Below are 17,105 nucleotides of genomic sequence, written 5' to 3'. Positions count from 1 at the left end.
TCTTGAATTTAAGGTTCGAATTTTTTCAGTTCGACCCCTCACCATTTGGCCATCCGGATCCCAACTTTCATCCGGAATAAAAATACCTGTTGACAACTCAATCCTGCTGCCTTCCATCGTGCATCTGGCATAGACAGCGCATGTTCCATCTTTTCGTTTTTGGGAATTTCTCAAACGTAAATTTACAGTAATTCTCATGGTAAACCTGGTTAAAGTAAAAAACAGGTCTCGCTTTAGTGCACAAAACTACCTATTTTAGGGTCCATTTACAACACCAAACAAGACCAAAACAAATCAATTTAAATGATGAATACCAGAGAGTTACAAGGTTTACCGAGACTATCTTTTTGCTAAAAATTTAATAGTCTCGATTTAGTCCCTCTTTTTATGCTTTTATATGGTGAATTTTGATTTTCACCAAATGAAAAAAGCACTTAAAATCAACGTTTTAAGTGCTTTTAATTTCTTTTGTTTTCGTAAAAAGTGACTCAGCTGGGGCTCGAACCCAGGACCCCATCCTTAAAAGGGATGTGCTCTACCAGCTGAGCTACTGAGTCATCCTTATATCTCCTTTGTTTGTCAAAGGCGGGTGCAAAAGTAATACTTATTTCTTTTCAGGCAAACCCGCAAAGGTTTTTTTCCTTAAAAAGTACATTTCTTAAATTATTTAAAACAAATGAATCTTTGTTAAGAAGCAAAAGAATGATAATACCAGAACAAATCTGCTATTTCACGGTTTTATCCATCGGCATTCCAAGTTTTTCGTACAAATTCCTGCGGGCGGCTTTATCTTTTTTTAGAATTCCATGTGCATGTTGTGCAACTTCTTTGGCAACTTTTCTGGGGACAACCACTACACCGTCGCCATCGGCCACTACCACATCGCCCGGGCAAACCAATACACCGCCAATGTCAACCGGACGGTTTACCGATTCCAATTCGTTTCGTCCGGGGCGAATGCCACGACCTTTTTTGCGAAGATAAAGCGGTACTTTCTGCAGAGCAATTTCGTCGGTATCGCGTGAGCTGGCATCGGTTACCACGCCAACTGCACCCAACGAAACCCAATACAAAATGTTATTGGAACCGATCGAACCTATGTCGCGATCTTCAACATCGTCGAGCACAACCACTGACCCCGGCCGGATAACCTGAGCAAAAGCTTCAGTTGACCAGGTACTGTAAAAGTGCCCTTCCCAGGCGGCAAAATCTTCATCCGGCTCAGGCCCGGCAGGCCGCTGAGTTGGCACGTATCGCGCAGTAACTGCTATGCCACGTATAATATGCGACATGTCCTGTGTATCCACCCAATCGGGATGAATATCGGTACTTACAAGGCCTGTGTTGGGCAAGCCAACCATGTCCATTCCATCCGAAACATCGGCCACCCGAAGCCCTTCATAAAATTTCAGGAGTTCTGCATTTTCTTCGGCTGAATAAGTTTGGGTTTCAATCAAATTAATACCCTTTGCAATTTCTTCGGGAGTTTGACTCCTTGCAGAAAAACCTGCAAAAACCAAAGCAAAAAATAAAAAAATAGAATACGTTTTCATGTTCATTAATTTTGAAATTAATTTGAATATGGCAATGATGAATGGTGAAGATTAATTTTGATATAGCCGTTTGGTGCAACGAAGTAGCCGAAAGTATATTCCACTTTTACAACATTTCCTTCGGTATCGGTAAAAAAGTAATTGCCCATAGCAACGGCATGGTTTTTTATAATAATAATTCCTGCATTTTCAAATTTCACACTTACCCATGGTTTAATTGCAAAACCCTGATCTTCCGGATGGTTAGGATTTCCTGAAACAAAATAAGACAACGCTTTTTCAAACGTTTCCCGAAATTGCTCCACAGATGCAAGCGTTGGTTTAAACAAAACGATTCCTTCCTGGTATCCATAATGTTTTTGGATAAATTCTGTTGCAAGAGCCTTATAATCTTTCCTGGCAATATAGGCCTGCCCTATGGCAATAATTCCATCTCCCCATGCTCTCTGAGATTCCCGAATCTTTTTTTTCGTCAAGAATTTCTTTTTGATTTTCATGCGTATATAATTTTTGTTATAAACAGTAATCCCGATGACTATCCGGAGAACTTCCATCTGCCAGTTGGCAGAAAATCATGCTTGTTTGTGAATAAGTTTTATTCATAGTCATTTCATCACAAGGATAGTGTAAATTTAAAAAATCTCATTAAAAAACATTGACTGGCAGAAAAACATTCAGTTTTTAATTTTTAAAACAACAGTAGAAGGACTTTTTTGACATGCACACTTTTTATCCAATATGATATATTCCATTGAATTTAAGCTAAATAATATCATTTGTTAAATTAAATGTACATCTGAACAATAATTTTCCACTTAAAAAACAACAGCAAGGAATTACCCATTAAATTCGCGGAATTTTTTAATACATACAAGGTGGATTCCATATTTAAACCCAAATTGTTTTCTGTGTTGAAGGAAGGTTATTCTTCCCGCAGGTTCTCGTCAGACTTGATGGCCGGTATTGTGGTTGGTATTGTAGCTCTTCCGCTGGCCATTGCATTTGCAGTGGCATCGGGGGTTTCACCTGAAAAAGGGTTAATAACGGCTGTAGTTGCCGGTTTTATCATATCCTTTCTGGGTGGGAGCCGGGTACAGATTGGCGGACCAACCGGAGCATTTATTGTTATCGTTTACAGTATTCTTTCGGAATATGGGTTTGATGGACTGTTGATTTCAACCATTCTGGCGGGAATTTTCCTGGTTATTTTTGGATTGCTGAAGCTGGGAGCGCTTTTAAAATATTTTCCACACCCATTGATTGTTGGCTTCACCAGCGGTATTGCACTGGTTATTTTCTCCACACAAATTCGCGATGCGTTTGGGTTAAATATTCAAAATGTACCATCCGGATTTCTGGCTAAATGGACAACATATTTCAACCATTTTGAAACAGTTAATTTTTTTGCTGCCGGACTTACAATTTTTACCATTTTTTTGGTTGTTTTTTCGAAAAAATTCACCGGTAAAATTCCGGGATCGCTTATTGCCATTGTTATCGGCACCTTGCTGGTTCAGATTTTCAAACTGCCTGTTCTTACCATTGAATCATTTTTCGGAGAAATTCCCAACTCCTTCAAAATGAGTTGGCCAACAGTAAATTTTTCTGAATTGGGAAATTACATTCAACCTGCGCTCACCATTGCACTGCTTGGTGCCATTGAGTCACTACTTTCGGCTGTAGTGGCCGATGGAATGATTGGCGGGCGGCATCGTTCAAATACTGAACTTGTTGCTCAGGGAATTGCAAATATTGTAACGCCGTTTTTTGGCGGAATACCTGCCACAGGAGCTATTGCCCGCACAGCTACCAATGTAAAAAATGGCGGAAGAACTCCGGTTGCCGGAATTTTACATGCCATAACCTTGCTCCTCATTATGTTGTTTTTCGGCAAATGGGTAAAACTGATTCCCATGGCAAGTCTGGCCGGAATTTTAATTGTGGTGGCATACAATATGAGTGAATGGCGGTCGTTTCGCTCTATTTTAAAAGGTTCATTTTTCGATGTTGTTGTACTGCTTTCCACCTTCTTTTTAACCGTTTTGGTGGATTTAACCGTAGCCATTGAAATTGGTGTGGTGCTATCTGCTTTGCTTTTTATGAAAAGAATGGCCGATATGGGAAAATCTATTCCGCAGGTGGTCGATACAGATATCATTGAAGATTATTCAAAATTACCAAAAGGAATAGGAATTTACGAAATCAGCGGACCACTGTTTTTTGCGTCCGCCAAACAATACTGCGAGGTGCTGAAGTCCACCGGATTAAAAAGCCAAATCATTATCATTCGCATGCGGCATGTACCGTTTGTAGATTCAACAGGTTTGCACAACCTGAAGGAAGCATTGAAAATTTTAATTAACTCGGATATAAAAGTTGTGTTATCGGGAGTGAACGAAAATGTGAATACTGATTTGAAAAAAGCAAGCGTTTATACGTTGATTGGCGGAGATTCAATATTCGGAACCTTTGAACTGGCATTGGAAGAAGCAAAATTACAGCTTAAAAACCTGAAACATTAATCCGTTTCATTCAGCGCTGATTCAAAAAAAAGTTTTAGTTGCTCCACGGTCATTTTTTTGGCTACAATTTTTTTGTTTTCGTCCAAAACATATAATCCCGGAGTTTTCCGTCCGTCGTATAAAATTTTAAAACGTGAAACATGGTGCTCATCCCAAACATTTTTCCAGTCGAACAGATTGTGTTCTGCCAGAAAATCGCCCCATTCGGCTTTATTGTCCATGGAATAAATGGCAAAAACTTCCAGCCCCTTTTCTTTAAACGGCTGGTAAACATCAGCATACAATTCAGGAACAAAAACGTTGCAGTGAGAACAATTTGGTTCGTAAATCACTACTAATGTGTACTTTGTATCAATCTGATGGAGATTTACATATTCACCGTCGAAACTCTCTAAAGTAAGGTCGGGAGCCGTTTTTCCAATGAGGTTATTTTCAGCAAAAAGCACATTCTCACGTATTTTCTCCAACGATTCTTCCGACGCCCAAAATGCTTCGCCCGACAGATAATATTTCCGTGCAATATCAACAAACAGGGCGTCCATTCCCATAATGTTGCTGTTTATGCTGCTATTCAGAAAAAACGACGTGGCAAACTGAAAAATACGCGGACTTGGCTTAACTTCTTCAATAAACTGAAATACATGGCTTTTCACCGAATCGTAGTTTTGGTACAAAACTTTTGTAAACCAGGTTTCAAGTTTTTGTTTGAAAAACGGGGTATATAAAAACCGCTCATCTGTATAATCAAAATTATCCCAAAAATGCTTTTGCTGGTGGTAAAACCGGGCAAGCAGCAACAGAGAATCGTTGTTTTGCACTTCCTCCGGTAAAGTTGAAAACTCAAGCGAAGGAACGTAGTTGGCCTTTACAAATTTGGAAAGAAATGAATTCGGAAAGTCATTTTCGAGCTTTTTCCAAAAGTTGTTAAGTTGAGGTGTAAGTTCGGCCAGTTCCCTCTGCAATTCTCTCCTTTCGTCCGCAGAAGCTGATTCCATTTGTTTTCTGATATCAGCACTTTTTTGCTGAAGATTCCCCAGAAAAAAAGTATAATCCACAAAAGCTGCTGTTTCGTCCGAACCGGTTACCTGAATAGCTGACGACTGAAAAGAATCATTTATTAACAAAAACTGCTGGTCATTTCCCAAAAGAAAATCGAAATGATTGGTTTCACCCAGGTAAATTTTGTAAAGGCCCTGCGGCAAAAGTGAGTCGGAAACAAACACTCCCCGCCCCTGTTCATCGAGTTGAATAGTATCTTTAGCATAAATATTTCCCAAATAATAGTTGGCCAGATAAACATCTTTTCCGGCTGCAGATTGCAGTTCCACTTCAAGCTTGAAATTCTGTCCGAATACAATTAACGGCAAAAACAAAACCAGTAAAATAAAATTTTTAACCATGAATGATTCAATTTTGCATTTTTCGAAATTATTTGGTCAAAAATAAAGTTTAATTGTATTAAATGCGATTGAAATCCGTTAATTCAGATAGATTCAGTAATTTCACCCGCATTGAAAAAATAAAAATGGTGTCAATTAACATTCCGGTTTACAACGTTCTGGTAAACGACCTGGTTTTGCAGTTAATGAACCAGGCCGAAGCATTAGCCATTGATTTTGAAATTCGTATTTACGACGATGGTTCGGAAGAAGCTACCAAAAACGAAAACCGGAAGCTGACAAAATTTTCCCAGGTTATTTACCGCGAAATGGCTCAAAACCTGGGAAGAGCTGCCATCCGAAACAAAATGGGGCTGGAATCTCAAAAATCATATTTACTTTTTATCGATGCCGATTCGAAACTAATTTCTGAAGATTTTCTGAAAAAATATGTGGAGCTTGCCAAGCCAGGCACTGTGCTTTGCGGAGGAACTGCCTACTCTGCACAAAAACCTGCTGCCGAAAAACTGCTTCGCTGGGTTTACGGTTACCGGCGCGAAGCCATTTCAGCCGAAAAGCGGAACAGTAAAAAAGGATTTATTATCACTTCAAACAATTTTCTGATTGACAGGGAGACTTTCAAAAAAATTCATTTTCGTGAAAACATAGGTCCTTACGGCCACGAAGATACGCTCCTTGGTTTCGACCTTTTTTCAGCAGGATTATTGCCGCAACACATCGATAATCCTTTGGAACATACTGGTTTGGAAGATTCCGGAATTTTTCTGAATAAAACTAAAACTGCACTGGAAAATCTGCTTTTAATTTCGAAAAATATTTTGCCAGAAGCATCTGAATTCCAAAACCGAATGCCTTTTTTGAATCGCTACAACAAAATTACCATAATTATTCCTCAGGCCCTGTTAAAATGGTTTTTTAATCTTTTTGGGCAGACCATTGAAAAAAACCTGACCGGCAAAAATCCCAACCTGTTTTTATTCGATTTCTACAAACTGGGATATTTTGCCTGCCTGAAAAAAAATAAACCAGCCCACAAAGATTAGTACAGAAAACTACTGCCTCCCAAAAACTCGCGGAGCAGCGAAGTTGGCGGAATCTCCTCATCGTCAATGGGTTTAAAATACGACAAGAATTTAAGTAATCGCATGGATTCCATGTATTCTGGTTGATTTTCGAGAACCAGTTTTAAAAGCGGATCAGCATATTTTTTTAGCACACCAAGCTCATAAAGTGTGGCCGAATTGAACATCATGTCGGCATTTTCCTGGAATGGAAAGATATTTCTTTCCTCCCCCCGTCTAACTGATGGCCAGCGTTTTATGGTTTCAGCGGCTGGGTAGCCCCTGTATTTACTGTCGCGAATAATTCGGCGAATCAGCCGGTTGTCGGAGGTTGAAATATGGGTTTGCTCGTCAATTGAAATCTGCGTGAGTGCGGAAATAAAAATTTTGAATGTATTTTTTTCATTAATGCGGGGCAAAAGACGCGGGTTCATTCCATGAATTCCTTCCACAATCAGAATGTCACCAGTGCGCAATCTCAAGCGATCACCATTCATAAATCGCTGGCCCCGGTAGAAATCGAATTTGGGAATCTGAACCTCTTTTCCCTTGAGTAAATCGAGAAGCTGCTCGTTAAAGAACTCAATATCAATGGCTTCAAGTGCTTCAAAATCGTAATTCCCCTGTTCGTCGCGCGGTGTATGTTCGCGGTCAACAAAATAGTCGTCAAGCGAAATCTGGAACGGGCGCAAACCATTAACAGCAAGTTGTACGCCCAGTCTTTTGCTAAATGTTGTTTTTCCCGAAGCCGAGGGACCGGCTACCAGCACAACGCGAATATCTCCGTTTCGTTCATGAATTTTATTGGCAATTTCTGCAATCTTTTTTTCGTGCAGCGCCTCCGAAATTTTTATGATGTAACCGCCCTTTTTTTGCAATGTATATTCGTTCAGATTGGCCAAAGTATCTACATCCAGAATGCGGGCCCAGTTTTTATGTTCCTGGTAAATTTCGAACAACTTTTTCTGTTTTGGCGCCTCCTGCAACTCACTAAAATTATCCGGATTCGGAATCTGGAGTAAAATTCCGTCAAAAAATTTCATTAAGCCAAAATTGGTAATGTATCCGGTTGTAGGAAGCAGATGTCCGTAAAAATAATTTCCCAAATCATTTAAAAAATACAAACTCGTAAACAAATGCCCTTTTTGCTCAAAAAGTTGGGCTTTTTCTTCCAACCCTTCTTTCATCAGGTGTTCAACAGCATCATTTGTGGGCAAACCCTTTTTTATAAAAGGAATATTCTGGTTTATTATTTCCTGCATTTCATTTCGGACAAGCTGAATATCAGGCTCGGTAATTTCCCTACCAAACCCGGAAAGTTCACAGAAATAACCGTTTGAAATGCCTTTGCGAACGCGAAGGGATACATGTGGAAAAACCTCTTTTACAGCAGCATACATCACAAAAATAAGACTACGGATGTACATTCGGATTCCATCGGTATGTGCCACATCGAAAAACTCAATTTGTTTCGGTTTTACCAGGCAAAACGAAAGTTCGCGCACCTGGTTGTTTACAATGGCTCCGCAAACCGTGTTTTCCAATTGAATATTTAAATCGCGACTTATTTCCAGAAGCGAGGTACCCAGCGGGTAAGTATGTTTTGTTCGTGTGTTGTAGCAATAAATTTCAATTTCTTTCATTATGAAAATTCTTTCGGATAAAAGTACTAAATGTTATAAAAAGAAGGAATTTCAAACGGTTTAAATGCTTTCTGGTTTAAAAAGCAGATGGACTTGCATTATTAATAACCGGTTTCATTCAAGAAAAGTTAGTAACTGGTAAATGCTATCGAATTCTTTTTCGGAACCAGAAGAAATTAATTTCCATCTGTTCTCATTAGCAATTACCATGAAATCCGGTTCAGCCTGCATAACTATCTGGTAACCTTTACGGTTAAGTGCACGCAGGGTCCAGATAAGCGGAAGTCCGTCGCCCTCCACCTTTACTTTTGCCTTGAAATTCTTTTTAAAGAAAAACTCTCCTTCTTTTTCATCGAACCCAACATGTTCATTTCGAAACATTTGGTTGAGCCATCCTTGCAAAACAGCATCTTCGGGCGCGCCCTGGTAGTTTCCGTTTTCGGTAACAATCCAAAGTTTGTCCACTTCGCGCAGGGCAATATTCAAATCGTGAGTAGAAAGAACAATGGTTTTCATTTTTTCCACAGCCAAAACCTGCAGCAAATGAAATATTTCGTATTTGTTGCTCACATCGAGGTAAGCTGTTGGTTCATCCAGTATAATAACCGGAGTGTCTTGTGCCAGCGCACGGGCAATCATAGCCCGTTGCCGTTCGCCGTCGCTAATTTGCATCACCGGTTTGTGAGCCATTCCATTTAAACCCACTTTCTCAATTGCCTCATAAACAACCGATTTGTCTTCTTCTGCAAGCATTCCAATCCAGTTGGTATATGGGAACCGCCCATAAGCAACCAAATCGAAAACTGAAAGATTTGGAATTCTGATAGTTTCGGTGGAAACAAAACTCATAATCCGGGCAATTTCTTTGGGATTAAGCGTTTTTAAGCCTTTTCCGCTAATTTGAATATCACCGGAAAACCAGGGTTGAAATGCCGCCAGGGTTCGCAGCAAAGTACTTTTCCCGATTCCGTTGCTGCCAATTAAGGCCACCATTTCGCCCGGTGCGGCGGTAAAATTGATGTTTTTTAAAACCTCCAAAGGCGCTTCGCCGGGTTGTTCGTAACCAACCGAAAGCTGTTTCAGTTCAATATTTATATTTTCCCTTTTCAAACCGAAACAAATTTTCTGTTTTTAACAATCATCCATATAATTACCGGAATTCCGATTAATGCCGTTACCGAATTGATGGGCAATGTGGTTTGCATACCCGGCAGTTGCGAAACAATATCGCTGAATAGCATGACAATGCTACCAGTCAGAATTACTGCCGGAACCAAAACCAAATGGTTTGCAGTTTTAAAAATTACACGGCAAATGTGAGGAACTGCAATGCCAATAAAACCAATGGGGCCACAAAAAGCAGTGATGGTGCCGGCCAGCAAACTGGTACTCAGAAAAATAATTACCCGGCTGGTTTTTATGGAAACTCCCAAAGAGCGCGCATAATCTTCGCCAAGCAAAAAAGCATTCAAATCTTTAATTTTCAGGAAGGCCAAAATAATTCCGGCAATAATGGCAGGCGCCAAAACCATCAGTTGCGATTTGGTTACACTGCCCAAACTTCCCATGGTCCAGATGACAAATGCTTTTAGCATCGATTCGTTGCTGAAATACTGCAAAATACTGACCACTGCTGTAACAGCACTTGTAAAAAGAATACCCAGAATCAGCAGGGTCATGATATCATTTACCCGGGCAGAAACATAAAGAACGAGCAGCATGACCAAAAACGAACCGGCCCAGGCAACCAGCGCAATCGACCAGGCACCGGTAGATGAAAAAATTCCAAACGCAAATGCCGATGAAAATCCCAGCACAAAAAGCGCAACCCCAAGAGTAGCCCCGGCGCTGATACCCAAAACATACGGTCCGGCAAGCGGATTTCTGAAAACCGTTTGCATTTGTAAACCGCTTAACGACAAGGCAGCGCCGGTAAAAACTGCCGTTAAAGCTTTGGGCAACCTGAATTCAAGAACAATGGTGCGAAAAGATTCACTGGTTTCTGAAGAAGAGAAAAAAGCATAAAATACTTGTTTCACAGGAATAATAATGGAACCTAAAAGAATATCGGCTGTAAAAAAAACCACGAACAAAATGCCCAGTATAAAAAACACAGGGCCAGCAGGTCGGTTTTTATTTTTTTTGAGCAAATTCATTTAATTTCCTGATAATAAACCATATCCTTTTCAGCCAGTTCGGGATGAAAAACAGCTATTAAATCGTGCAACACCGCGTGAGGATTTACAGTTCCGCTTTCCCAAAAATCGTTTCCACCATGTTGGCTTAACCGTTTTATATTATTGAAAAGTTTCCCGTTGTTAAAAACTTTAAAATTTTTAAAGCGCTCGTCAGTACTTAAAATTTCATCTTTTGAAGCCAGGTTTCCTATATTTATCCAAACATCTGCCTCTCCGGCCAAAGCCAGAGCATGTTCAAAGGAAATAACATAACTTTCGTTCGAAGGATTTGTTTTACCCAAGTAATCGCCTCCGGCATCGGCAATTAAATTGGCCAGGTAGGAGTTTCCCCCGGGAATCCACCAGGAATCTTTGTACGGGGAACCAACCAAAACTTTTGGTTTTTCAGTTGTTTCGGCAGCGTGCTTTTTCAGCCTGTGATATTCATTTTCAACCTGTTCGAAATAATGTTGCGCTTCGTTTTCTTTTTTAAAAAGAGCTCCAAAAAACTTTATCCATTCAGCTTTTCCCAACGGAGTCTCTTCCAAATATTCTGCAACCATTACCACCGGAATTTCCAATTCTTCCAACTTCCGGACATAACTGGTTACTTCACTTCCAATCCCGTAAACCAATACCAGCTCAGGTTTTTGGCTCACCATCAATTCATAATTCAAATTCTGGCCATAGCCCACATCCGGCACCTCGCCTTCCTCCATTCTTTTTCTGACTTTTTGGTTGCTAACATACTGGCTTCCGGAAATTCCAACTACAGAGGTTGTTTCTTCCAATGCATCCAAAAAACCGATGTGGGTAGTAGAAAGGCAAATTACCCGTTCAACCGGTGTTCTGATTATTCGTTTTCCTACAAGAGAATCAGGAACCGGTTTGTTTTTTTCAACCAGAAAATATTGAACAGACACATTTTCAGCTTTCTCCCAGGGATTAAAAACGGTTAGCGAAGTAATACTTTCTTTTTTATCGATTTGAAAACCATGCGCATAATGATTGGAATTAATCCTCTGTTTATTATTTTCAGGGGTATTACATCCTGAAAAAAATACCATTAAAATAAAGATGAAAAAAAACCTGTGCATAATTTTCTTTTTACCAGGGCATGTACGACACTTTACCCGAAACCATTCCATTTGCCGTTTTTAGCCGTACAAAGTAAACACCCGGAATGTTTCCCGACAAGTCAATTTTATTTTTTTTGGAATTAACAACAAGCATCTTTGCCTGAACCTGCTGCCCAATAAGGTTAAAAACGCTAATATCGTCAGGAGTAAAATCCTGTCCTGCTTCAAAGTTAAAAATGGAAGGGGCTGGATTTGGGTAAATCAGGATATCCATTGGATTTGACACCAGGGGAGTATCAGTAACCAGTCCTGAAACGTTGCAGGCCACCAGTTCAAAAACATTGGCCATAGAATTATTGGCTGTGTTTTCAGATTTAAAATCGTACCACAAACCACTCTGTTTAAACCAGAAAAAATTCAATTTTTCAGCCTCACGCAGCGACTGATAAACTACAAAAGTATCCTGCGGTTGCATATTGCTGAGCTCAAAACCCACAAAAAATGTATCAGCAGGCACTATCGTTTCGGTGAAACCAATAAAATTCATGGCATCGGCCACCAGGGTTTTAATTTGAACTGTTTCGGAATGAATTAATATATCAGGTGAATTGGAACCATTATATACATTAACCTTTATTTCACTATCAGCACCCTGGGTTGAAAGATCAATTTTTCCAATTCCCAGTGAAACGCCCGAAAGATTCTCTGAACCTGACAGTGTAAATCGTTCGGCAAAACCTGTAATACCCAAACTGTTTGTACCACCCCAGTATCCGGAAAAAGTACCGCCGCTGGTTAAAATTACATTTTGGTGGTCATCAAAATCTTCGAGATTGGTAAAAGCAGCGCAAAGGTTTTCATCTGCATAAAATCTTTTCCCATCCAAACTATTTGGATTCTTTCCCTCCGGATCGAGCCAGTATTTCAATTGCCGGGTAGTATCAGCGCTGAATTCCCAGGCCAAATCAAATCGTGAATAATAGTCGTTTACCGGATTATTACAGGTTGCAGAACCACCTGTAAGTGTTCCAACCATTTTTTTCTGCGGATTGAATAAAGGTCCTCCCGATGAGCCGGCCTCGGTAACGCCGCCATCCCAACGTAAAACTTTTAAGAATCCGTTGGGTGTATAATCAGAGGCAAAATTGGAATACACCGGAGAATCACTGTCGTAAGCAATTTTTTTTATATCGCCTTGTGGGTGATGAATACTGGTAGATGAATCGGGCAGATTGCTTCTTTTGTCCCAACCGGCATAATAAGGCCTGAATTCCGGCGGAGGAACCAAACTTAATTCAACCAGCGAAAAATCTAAACTGTCGGAAGAAGCTTTCATAACAGCACCTGAAACCGAGTTGGAAGGATCGCCGTCGAGCGGGGCGCAATAAGGACTTTCGTAATTAAACGTGTAAACCGAAGTTTCTGCATATTTCAGCAAATCGTAACAGTGGGCTGCCGAAATGATGTAAGGGCGCTGGTCTTCTTTGGTATTGTTAATCAGGGTACCGGTACAAATTTCCCTGCCATTTACAATAATCCTGCAAACAGCGTCTTTTATATCATTCCATTCATCACCAGCATAACAATTAATATCAATATTGCATGAGCCTGCTGTTATTCCCATTGGGCGGCGGTCGCTGAATTTTAAAATTCCCACAAAATCGTGGTTCACCTGCGAAATAACAATATCATTATTTCCATTGTGCCCCGAGGGAACTTCGTACTGAACGATTAATTCATCTCCGGCAACAGGCGAAACAGCAAATTTTCCCGTCGGTTTATTATTGTATGACGTATATGCCCCGCGATATTGATTTTCACTTTCATTATAAAGAAATAACCGGGCGCCTGGTGGTAAATTATACTTTTCGAAAATAAGATTTAATGAAAAAGCGCCTGATGATACTATTTTTACCTGCCAGATATCAAATCCATTCAAATTGTAAGTCCAGTTTCCATGCGTTTGCGGCGAAATGTTTACTTCGAAACCGTGAGCAAATTGAAATGGTTTTAATTTCAAATCCTTTTCTCCGGCCATTAATACTTTTTGCTGAAGCATTTTATTATTGACCATTGGCATAGCAACCACCTGAATTCCATGGCTTTTTAAAACAGATACTTCCAGGGGCAGGCCTCCCTGCGAAATCTGGCCCGAAACCGGATTCGTTATAACAATCAGTAAAAATATTGTAAAAATGAACCAACGCATATTTTTCACTTTTCGCCAAAGTTAATATTAAAACCAAATTTTTATACAGGAATAATATTCCATTCTTTAACAACTTGCTGTTCAACTTTTACTCCATATCTTGTGTTTCTGTAATTATTGACGTATATTAAACGAAAATTATTCATCTAAAATTGAGAAAACTATGAAAAAGATTATGTTGCCTGCTTTTGTTTTTGCCACCGTAATTTTTGGTGCATTTATTCTGAACACCGCTTACAAAAATTCTCCGATAGTAAGTGAAAAAGAACTGCCTGAACAAGTAAAATCCATCATCGACCAATCGTGTTTTCAGTGCCATAACGCTGATTCACAAAATGAAAAAGCGCGGGAAGCCCTCGATTTTAAATCGATAGACCAATTGGGAAAAGTGAAAAAAATTACTACACTGAAAGAAATTGCCGAGGTAGTGGAAAAAGGTGAAATGCCGCCTAAAAAATTTTTGGAAAAATTCCCTGAGAAAAAACTGACGGAAGAACAGGCAAAGATTTTAACGAACTGGTCTAAAAAAGAAATAGATGCGCTGCTTGGAAATTAACTAAACCATTGACTTTTGAGAAATGAAAAAGTTTTTCCGGATATTTATTATACTTCTAATAGCCATATTCGTAGTTATTCAGTTTTTCCAACCCGAAAAAAACCGGGGAGAAATAACCAAAGCTCATCTGCTTGAGCAGGGTGTGGTTGATGATGAAATGAAAACGGTGTTAAAAAATGCCTGCCTCGACTGCCATTCCAATCAAACTACCTATTTGTGGTATCACCAGATTGCCCCGGTTTCGTGGATGATAAACCAACATATTACTGATGGCAAAGCTGAACTGAACCTTTCGGAATGGGGAAATTGGGAGCCACTGGATCAAATAGGTGCATTAGATAAAATGGCTGATGAAATAAAATCGAACGAAATGCCATTAAAACCCTATGTTTTAATGCATCCGAAAGCCAAACTAACCGAAGAACAAAAAGAGCAGTTTTATGCATGGGCAGAAAAACTTAGTGAAGAGCTGCTCATTAAAATGATAAATGAATGAAAGTTCTTGTAATGTATGTGGATGAATTCAGTTACATTCCTGCACAAAAAAATCTGGAAAGTGCAGAGGATGTAACTGAAGGAGCCACTTTTTCAGATTCAATGCTGGCATTTATTCAGGTAGAAGAAACCGACGAGGAATATGATGCAAAAAGCCGCGAAAAAAAGCTGGTAAACCACCTGAAATGGACTGCCCGCAAAAACGATTGCCAGAAAATCATTCTGCATTCATTCGCTCATTTATCCGATTCGAAAGCATCGGTTGAGTTTACCAGGAAAATTTTTGACGAAGCAGAAAAACGGTTGCAAAACGGTGGATATGAAACAGCCCAAACACCTTTCGGCTATTTCCTCGATTTGAATTTAAAAGCGCCGGGGCATTCGCTGGCAAGAATTTGGGCTTCGCTCTGAAAAATTCAAATTACTACCTTGTGTTTGCGAACAAAACCAGCATCTAATTCAACGCCCATCCCCGGTCCGGATGGTACTTTTACCACTCCCCCATGACTAACCAAATCAGAAGTAGAGCAGGTTAGCGGAATTTCGTTGTTAAACCCTTTAAACTCGTGGTATGGCCCGGCATTGGGGACTGCCGAAACAAAATGCATCATGTACAAATACCCAAGTCCTGAGCCAGAAATATGCGGCGTACATTCCATATTTTTTACGGCAGCCATTCGTGCCACTTTCATCGAGCGAATCATTCCCCCGAAATAAAAAATATCGGGCTGAACAATTTGCAGTGCATCGTTTCCAATAAGCCACCGGAAATTATGCAAACTGGGTTCCTGTTCTCCGCCGGCAACAGGAACATTTACCGCATCGGTAACCATTTTTGTTTCCTCATACCAATCGAAAGGAACAGGTTCTTCGTAAAAATCAATCTTATATTCTTCCATAATCTTTCCAATCCGGATGGCTTCCTTCACATCATAAGATCCGTTTGAATCGGCATAAATGGTCATATCGTCGCCAAAAGTTTTGCGTACCAGCGGAATCAGTTTTTCTGAACGGCCAAGTGGAATCTCCGGTGCGCTCATTCTTCCGCCCACTTTAAATTTCAACGCTTTTGCCTGTGTTTCTTCTACCTGTTTTTTAATTCCTGCAATAGATTCTTCGGCCGATTTTCCCCTGAAATTATTGGCCTGGTAAACTGCAATTTCCGTGTGATGAATTTCGCCAATCAGTTCTCCCATTGGTTTGCCGGCAATTTTCCCAAGCATATCCAGAATGGCGAATTCAATGGTGGCCAGCGGTACCCAAAGCGCCAGGTTTTGCAGTTTGTAATTGCTTTGATAAACATACACTTCATCGAGTAATTGCTCCAGGTTTCTGGCGTCTTTTCCCGGGAAAAAAGGTTGCAGCCTCCGGGTAAAAATGGGGTAAAGCGAAACCATTTGCATGTTGTTGCCAACGGAAATTCCTACGGCACCATCTTTGGAACGCACTCTGCACAGGAAATTGTCTTCAAAACGCAACAATTCAAGCGATTCAATTATTACCGGTTCAGAGAATAAAGATTTTTTAAGTACCGGTTTGGAAAGCACCTCGTCCAATTCGGCATACCTTTCAATCTCTGAATCAGTAACTGCCTGAACTGTTTCTCCCAAAAAAGCACTTCCGGCAGATGCAAGGGCTGCCTTTTTGAAAAAACTGCGACGTGAATTATTCATAGGTTAAAAATTTACTGAAAAAGTTTACGCACTTCTGCCAATTCCTCTGGCTTTCCAACATCCATCCAAATTTCCGACTCATCGAAGTAGCCTTTTAAAAGGTGATTTTTGGCCAGATCCAAATAAAAATCTGTAATTGAAAATTTTTCTTCAGAGGGCATCAAATCGAAAATATCAGGACTCACAACGTGAATTCCGCTGAATGCCATCGCGGCAGATTGTTCAAAGTTTTCAGGGATTGCAATCTTTTTTTCGCCTGATTTTTTATTTATCCACCCCACCAGTCTTTTTTCGCTGTCGAATTTAAAGTAGCGTTGTGTTTTCCTGTCCCTTACAACCAGCGTGGCCAGCGCTCCTGCTTTATTATGGTATTCAATTAAATTTTGGAGTTTCAGGTTGCTAATCACATCCACGTTGTAAATCAAAACCGGTTCGTAGCCTTGAAAAAATGGAGCAGCCTTTTTTAAACCACCTCCCGTATCAAGCAGTTTGTCGGTTTCATCAGAAATAAAAACAGGAATGCCGAAATCATGACTGTTAATAAATTCGATAACCAAATCAGAAAAATGATGGACATTAACCACAATTTCCGAGAAGCCTTCTTTTTTCAATTTCTCAATGGCATGTTGCAGCAAAGGTTTTCCGCCAATTTCCACCAGTGCTTTGGGTTTGTTGCCTGTTTCTTCCTGAAGACGGGTTCCCAAACCTGCGGCAAAAACCATTGCTTTCATAATCAA

16 protein-coding genes and 1 tRNA gene are annotated in these 17,105 nt (G+C 40.1%); 5 read left to right on the top strand and 12 right to left on the bottom strand.

Annotated features, from left to right (window positions below):
- The 4 genes from ACESMA_RS06605 to ACESMA_RS06590 all read right to left on the bottom strand — a co-directional run.
- Positions 1 to 198, bottom strand: a 198-nt coding sequence (locus ACESMA_RS06605) for an Arm DNA-binding domain-containing protein (RefSeq protein ID WP_372947989.1), incomplete at its 3' end; no start/stop codon positions are given.
- A 286-nt stretch (positions 199 to 484) separates the two neighbouring features.
- Positions 485 to 557: transfer RNA gene (locus ACESMA_RS06600), tRNA-Lys, on the bottom strand.
- Positions 558 to 725: 168 nt separating this feature from the next.
- Positions 726 to 1,553, bottom strand: coding sequence for a hypothetical protein (locus tag ACESMA_RS06595; RefSeq protein ID WP_372947988.1), 828 nt, complete (start codon positions 1,551 to 1,553; stop codon positions 726 to 728).
- Positions 1,554 to 1,570: 17 nt separating this feature from the next.
- Positions 1,571 to 2,029 (bottom strand): hypothetical protein, encoded by a 459-nt coding sequence (locus ACESMA_RS06590; RefSeq protein ID WP_372947987.1) that lies wholly within the window; start codon positions 2,027 to 2,029, stop codon positions 1,571 to 1,573.
- Positions 2,030 to 2,428: 399 nt separating this feature from the next.
- On the opposite strand from ACESMA_RS06590, the gene ACESMA_RS06585 reads away from it, so the two are divergent.
- A complete protein-coding gene (locus ACESMA_RS06585) occupies positions 2,429 to 4,075 on the top strand; it encodes a SulP family inorganic anion transporter (RefSeq protein ID WP_372947986.1) in 1,647 nt (548 codons plus the stop codon).
- On the opposite strand, the gene ACESMA_RS06580 is transcribed toward ACESMA_RS06585, so the two are convergent.
- Positions 4,072 to 5,475 (bottom strand): redoxin domain-containing protein, encoded by a 1,404-nt coding sequence (locus ACESMA_RS06580; protein WP_372947985.1) that lies wholly within the window; start codon positions 5,473 to 5,475, stop codon positions 4,072 to 4,074. The two genes, ACESMA_RS06585 and ACESMA_RS06580, sit on opposite strands and share 4 nt — an antisense overlap.
- 125 nt (positions 5,476 to 5,600) lie before the next feature.
- Between ACESMA_RS06580 and ACESMA_RS06575 the strand changes: the two genes are divergently transcribed.
- On the top strand, positions 5,601 to 6,518 hold the full coding sequence (locus tag ACESMA_RS06575; RefSeq protein WP_372947984.1) for a glycosyltransferase: 918 nt from the start codon (positions 5,601 to 5,603) through the stop codon (positions 6,516 to 6,518).
- Here ACESMA_RS06575 and ACESMA_RS06570 read toward each other — a convergent pair.
- From ACESMA_RS06570 to ACESMA_RS06550, 5 genes are all read right to left on the bottom strand, one after another.
- Positions 6,515 to 8,179, bottom strand: a complete 1,665-nt coding sequence (locus tag ACESMA_RS06570; protein WP_372947983.1) for a nucleoside kinase — start codon at positions 8,177 to 8,179, stop codon at positions 6,515 to 6,517. The genes ACESMA_RS06575 and ACESMA_RS06570 overlap by 4 nt on opposite strands.
- 114 nt (positions 8,180 to 8,293) lie before the next feature.
- The gene (locus ACESMA_RS06565) at positions 8,294 to 9,289 is read right to left on the bottom strand and encodes an ABC transporter ATP-binding protein (protein ID WP_372947982.1); all 996 of its coding nucleotides are present in this window, start codon (positions 9,287 to 9,289) and stop codon (positions 8,294 to 8,296) included.
- The gene (locus ACESMA_RS06560; RefSeq protein WP_372947981.1) at positions 9,286 to 10,335 is read right to left on the bottom strand and encodes an iron chelate uptake ABC transporter family permease subunit; all 1,050 of its coding nucleotides are present in this window, start codon (positions 10,333 to 10,335) and stop codon (positions 9,286 to 9,288) included. The genes ACESMA_RS06565 and ACESMA_RS06560 overlap by 4 nt, the downstream gene beginning before the upstream one ends.
- The gene (locus ACESMA_RS06555; protein ID WP_372947980.1) at positions 10,332 to 11,453 is read right to left on the bottom strand and encodes an ABC transporter substrate-binding protein; all 1,122 of its coding nucleotides are present in this window, start codon (positions 11,451 to 11,453) and stop codon (positions 10,332 to 10,334) included. The genes ACESMA_RS06560 and ACESMA_RS06555 overlap by 4 nt, the downstream gene beginning before the upstream one ends.
- Positions 11,454 to 11,463: 10 nt before the next feature.
- On the bottom strand, positions 11,464 to 13,644 hold the full coding sequence (locus ACESMA_RS06550; RefSeq protein ID WP_372947979.1) for a T9SS type A sorting domain-containing protein: 2,181 nt from the start codon (positions 13,642 to 13,644) through the stop codon (positions 11,464 to 11,466).
- Between the two features lie 163 nt (positions 13,645 to 13,807).
- Between ACESMA_RS06550 and ACESMA_RS06545 the strand changes: the two genes are divergently transcribed.
- Genes ACESMA_RS06545 through ACESMA_RS06535 form a run of 3 tightly spaced genes read left to right on the top strand, consistent with a single transcriptional unit; the run spans position 13,808 to position 15,106 of the window.
- Positions 13,808 to 14,200 carry a heme-binding domain-containing protein gene (locus ACESMA_RS06545; protein WP_372947978.1) on the top strand — a complete coding sequence of 131 codons (393 nt, stop codon included), beginning with the start codon at positions 13,808 to 13,810 and terminating at the stop codon, positions 14,198 to 14,200.
- Between the two features lie 22 nt (positions 14,201 to 14,222).
- Positions 14,223 to 14,696 (top strand): heme-binding domain-containing protein, encoded by a 474-nt coding sequence (locus ACESMA_RS06540; protein ID WP_372947977.1) that lies wholly within the window; start codon positions 14,223 to 14,225, stop codon positions 14,694 to 14,696.
- Positions 14,693 to 15,106: a threonyl-tRNA synthetase editing domain-containing protein gene (locus ACESMA_RS06535; protein WP_372947976.1), complete on the top strand. Its 414-nt coding sequence runs from the start codon at positions 14,693 to 14,695 to the stop codon at positions 15,104 to 15,106. Before ACESMA_RS06540 ends, ACESMA_RS06535 begins: the two co-directional genes overlap by 4 nt.
- A gap of 5 nt (positions 15,107 to 15,111) precedes the next feature.
- Here the strand turns inward: ACESMA_RS06535 and ACESMA_RS06530 are convergent, their stop codons facing one another.
- A complete protein-coding gene (locus tag ACESMA_RS06530; protein ID WP_372947975.1) occupies positions 15,112 to 16,368 on the bottom strand; it encodes a mandelate racemase/muconate lactonizing enzyme family protein in 1,257 nt (418 codons plus the stop codon).
- Between the two features lie 11 nt (positions 16,369 to 16,379).
- The gene (locus ACESMA_RS06525) at positions 16,380 to 17,099 is read right to left on the bottom strand and encodes an NDP-sugar synthase (RefSeq protein ID WP_372947974.1); all 720 of its coding nucleotides are present in this window, start codon (positions 17,097 to 17,099) and stop codon (positions 16,380 to 16,382) included.
- Between the last annotated feature and the right edge of the window lie 6 nt (positions 17,100 to 17,105).

The organism is Mariniphaga sp. (assembly GCF_041687215.1).
Lineage (GTDB): Bacteria > Bacteroidota > Bacteroidia > Bacteroidales > Prolixibacteraceae > Mariniphaga.
The sequence above is the reverse complement of the archived record's forward strand: the minus strand, read 5'-3'. Positions and strand labels throughout refer to the sequence as shown.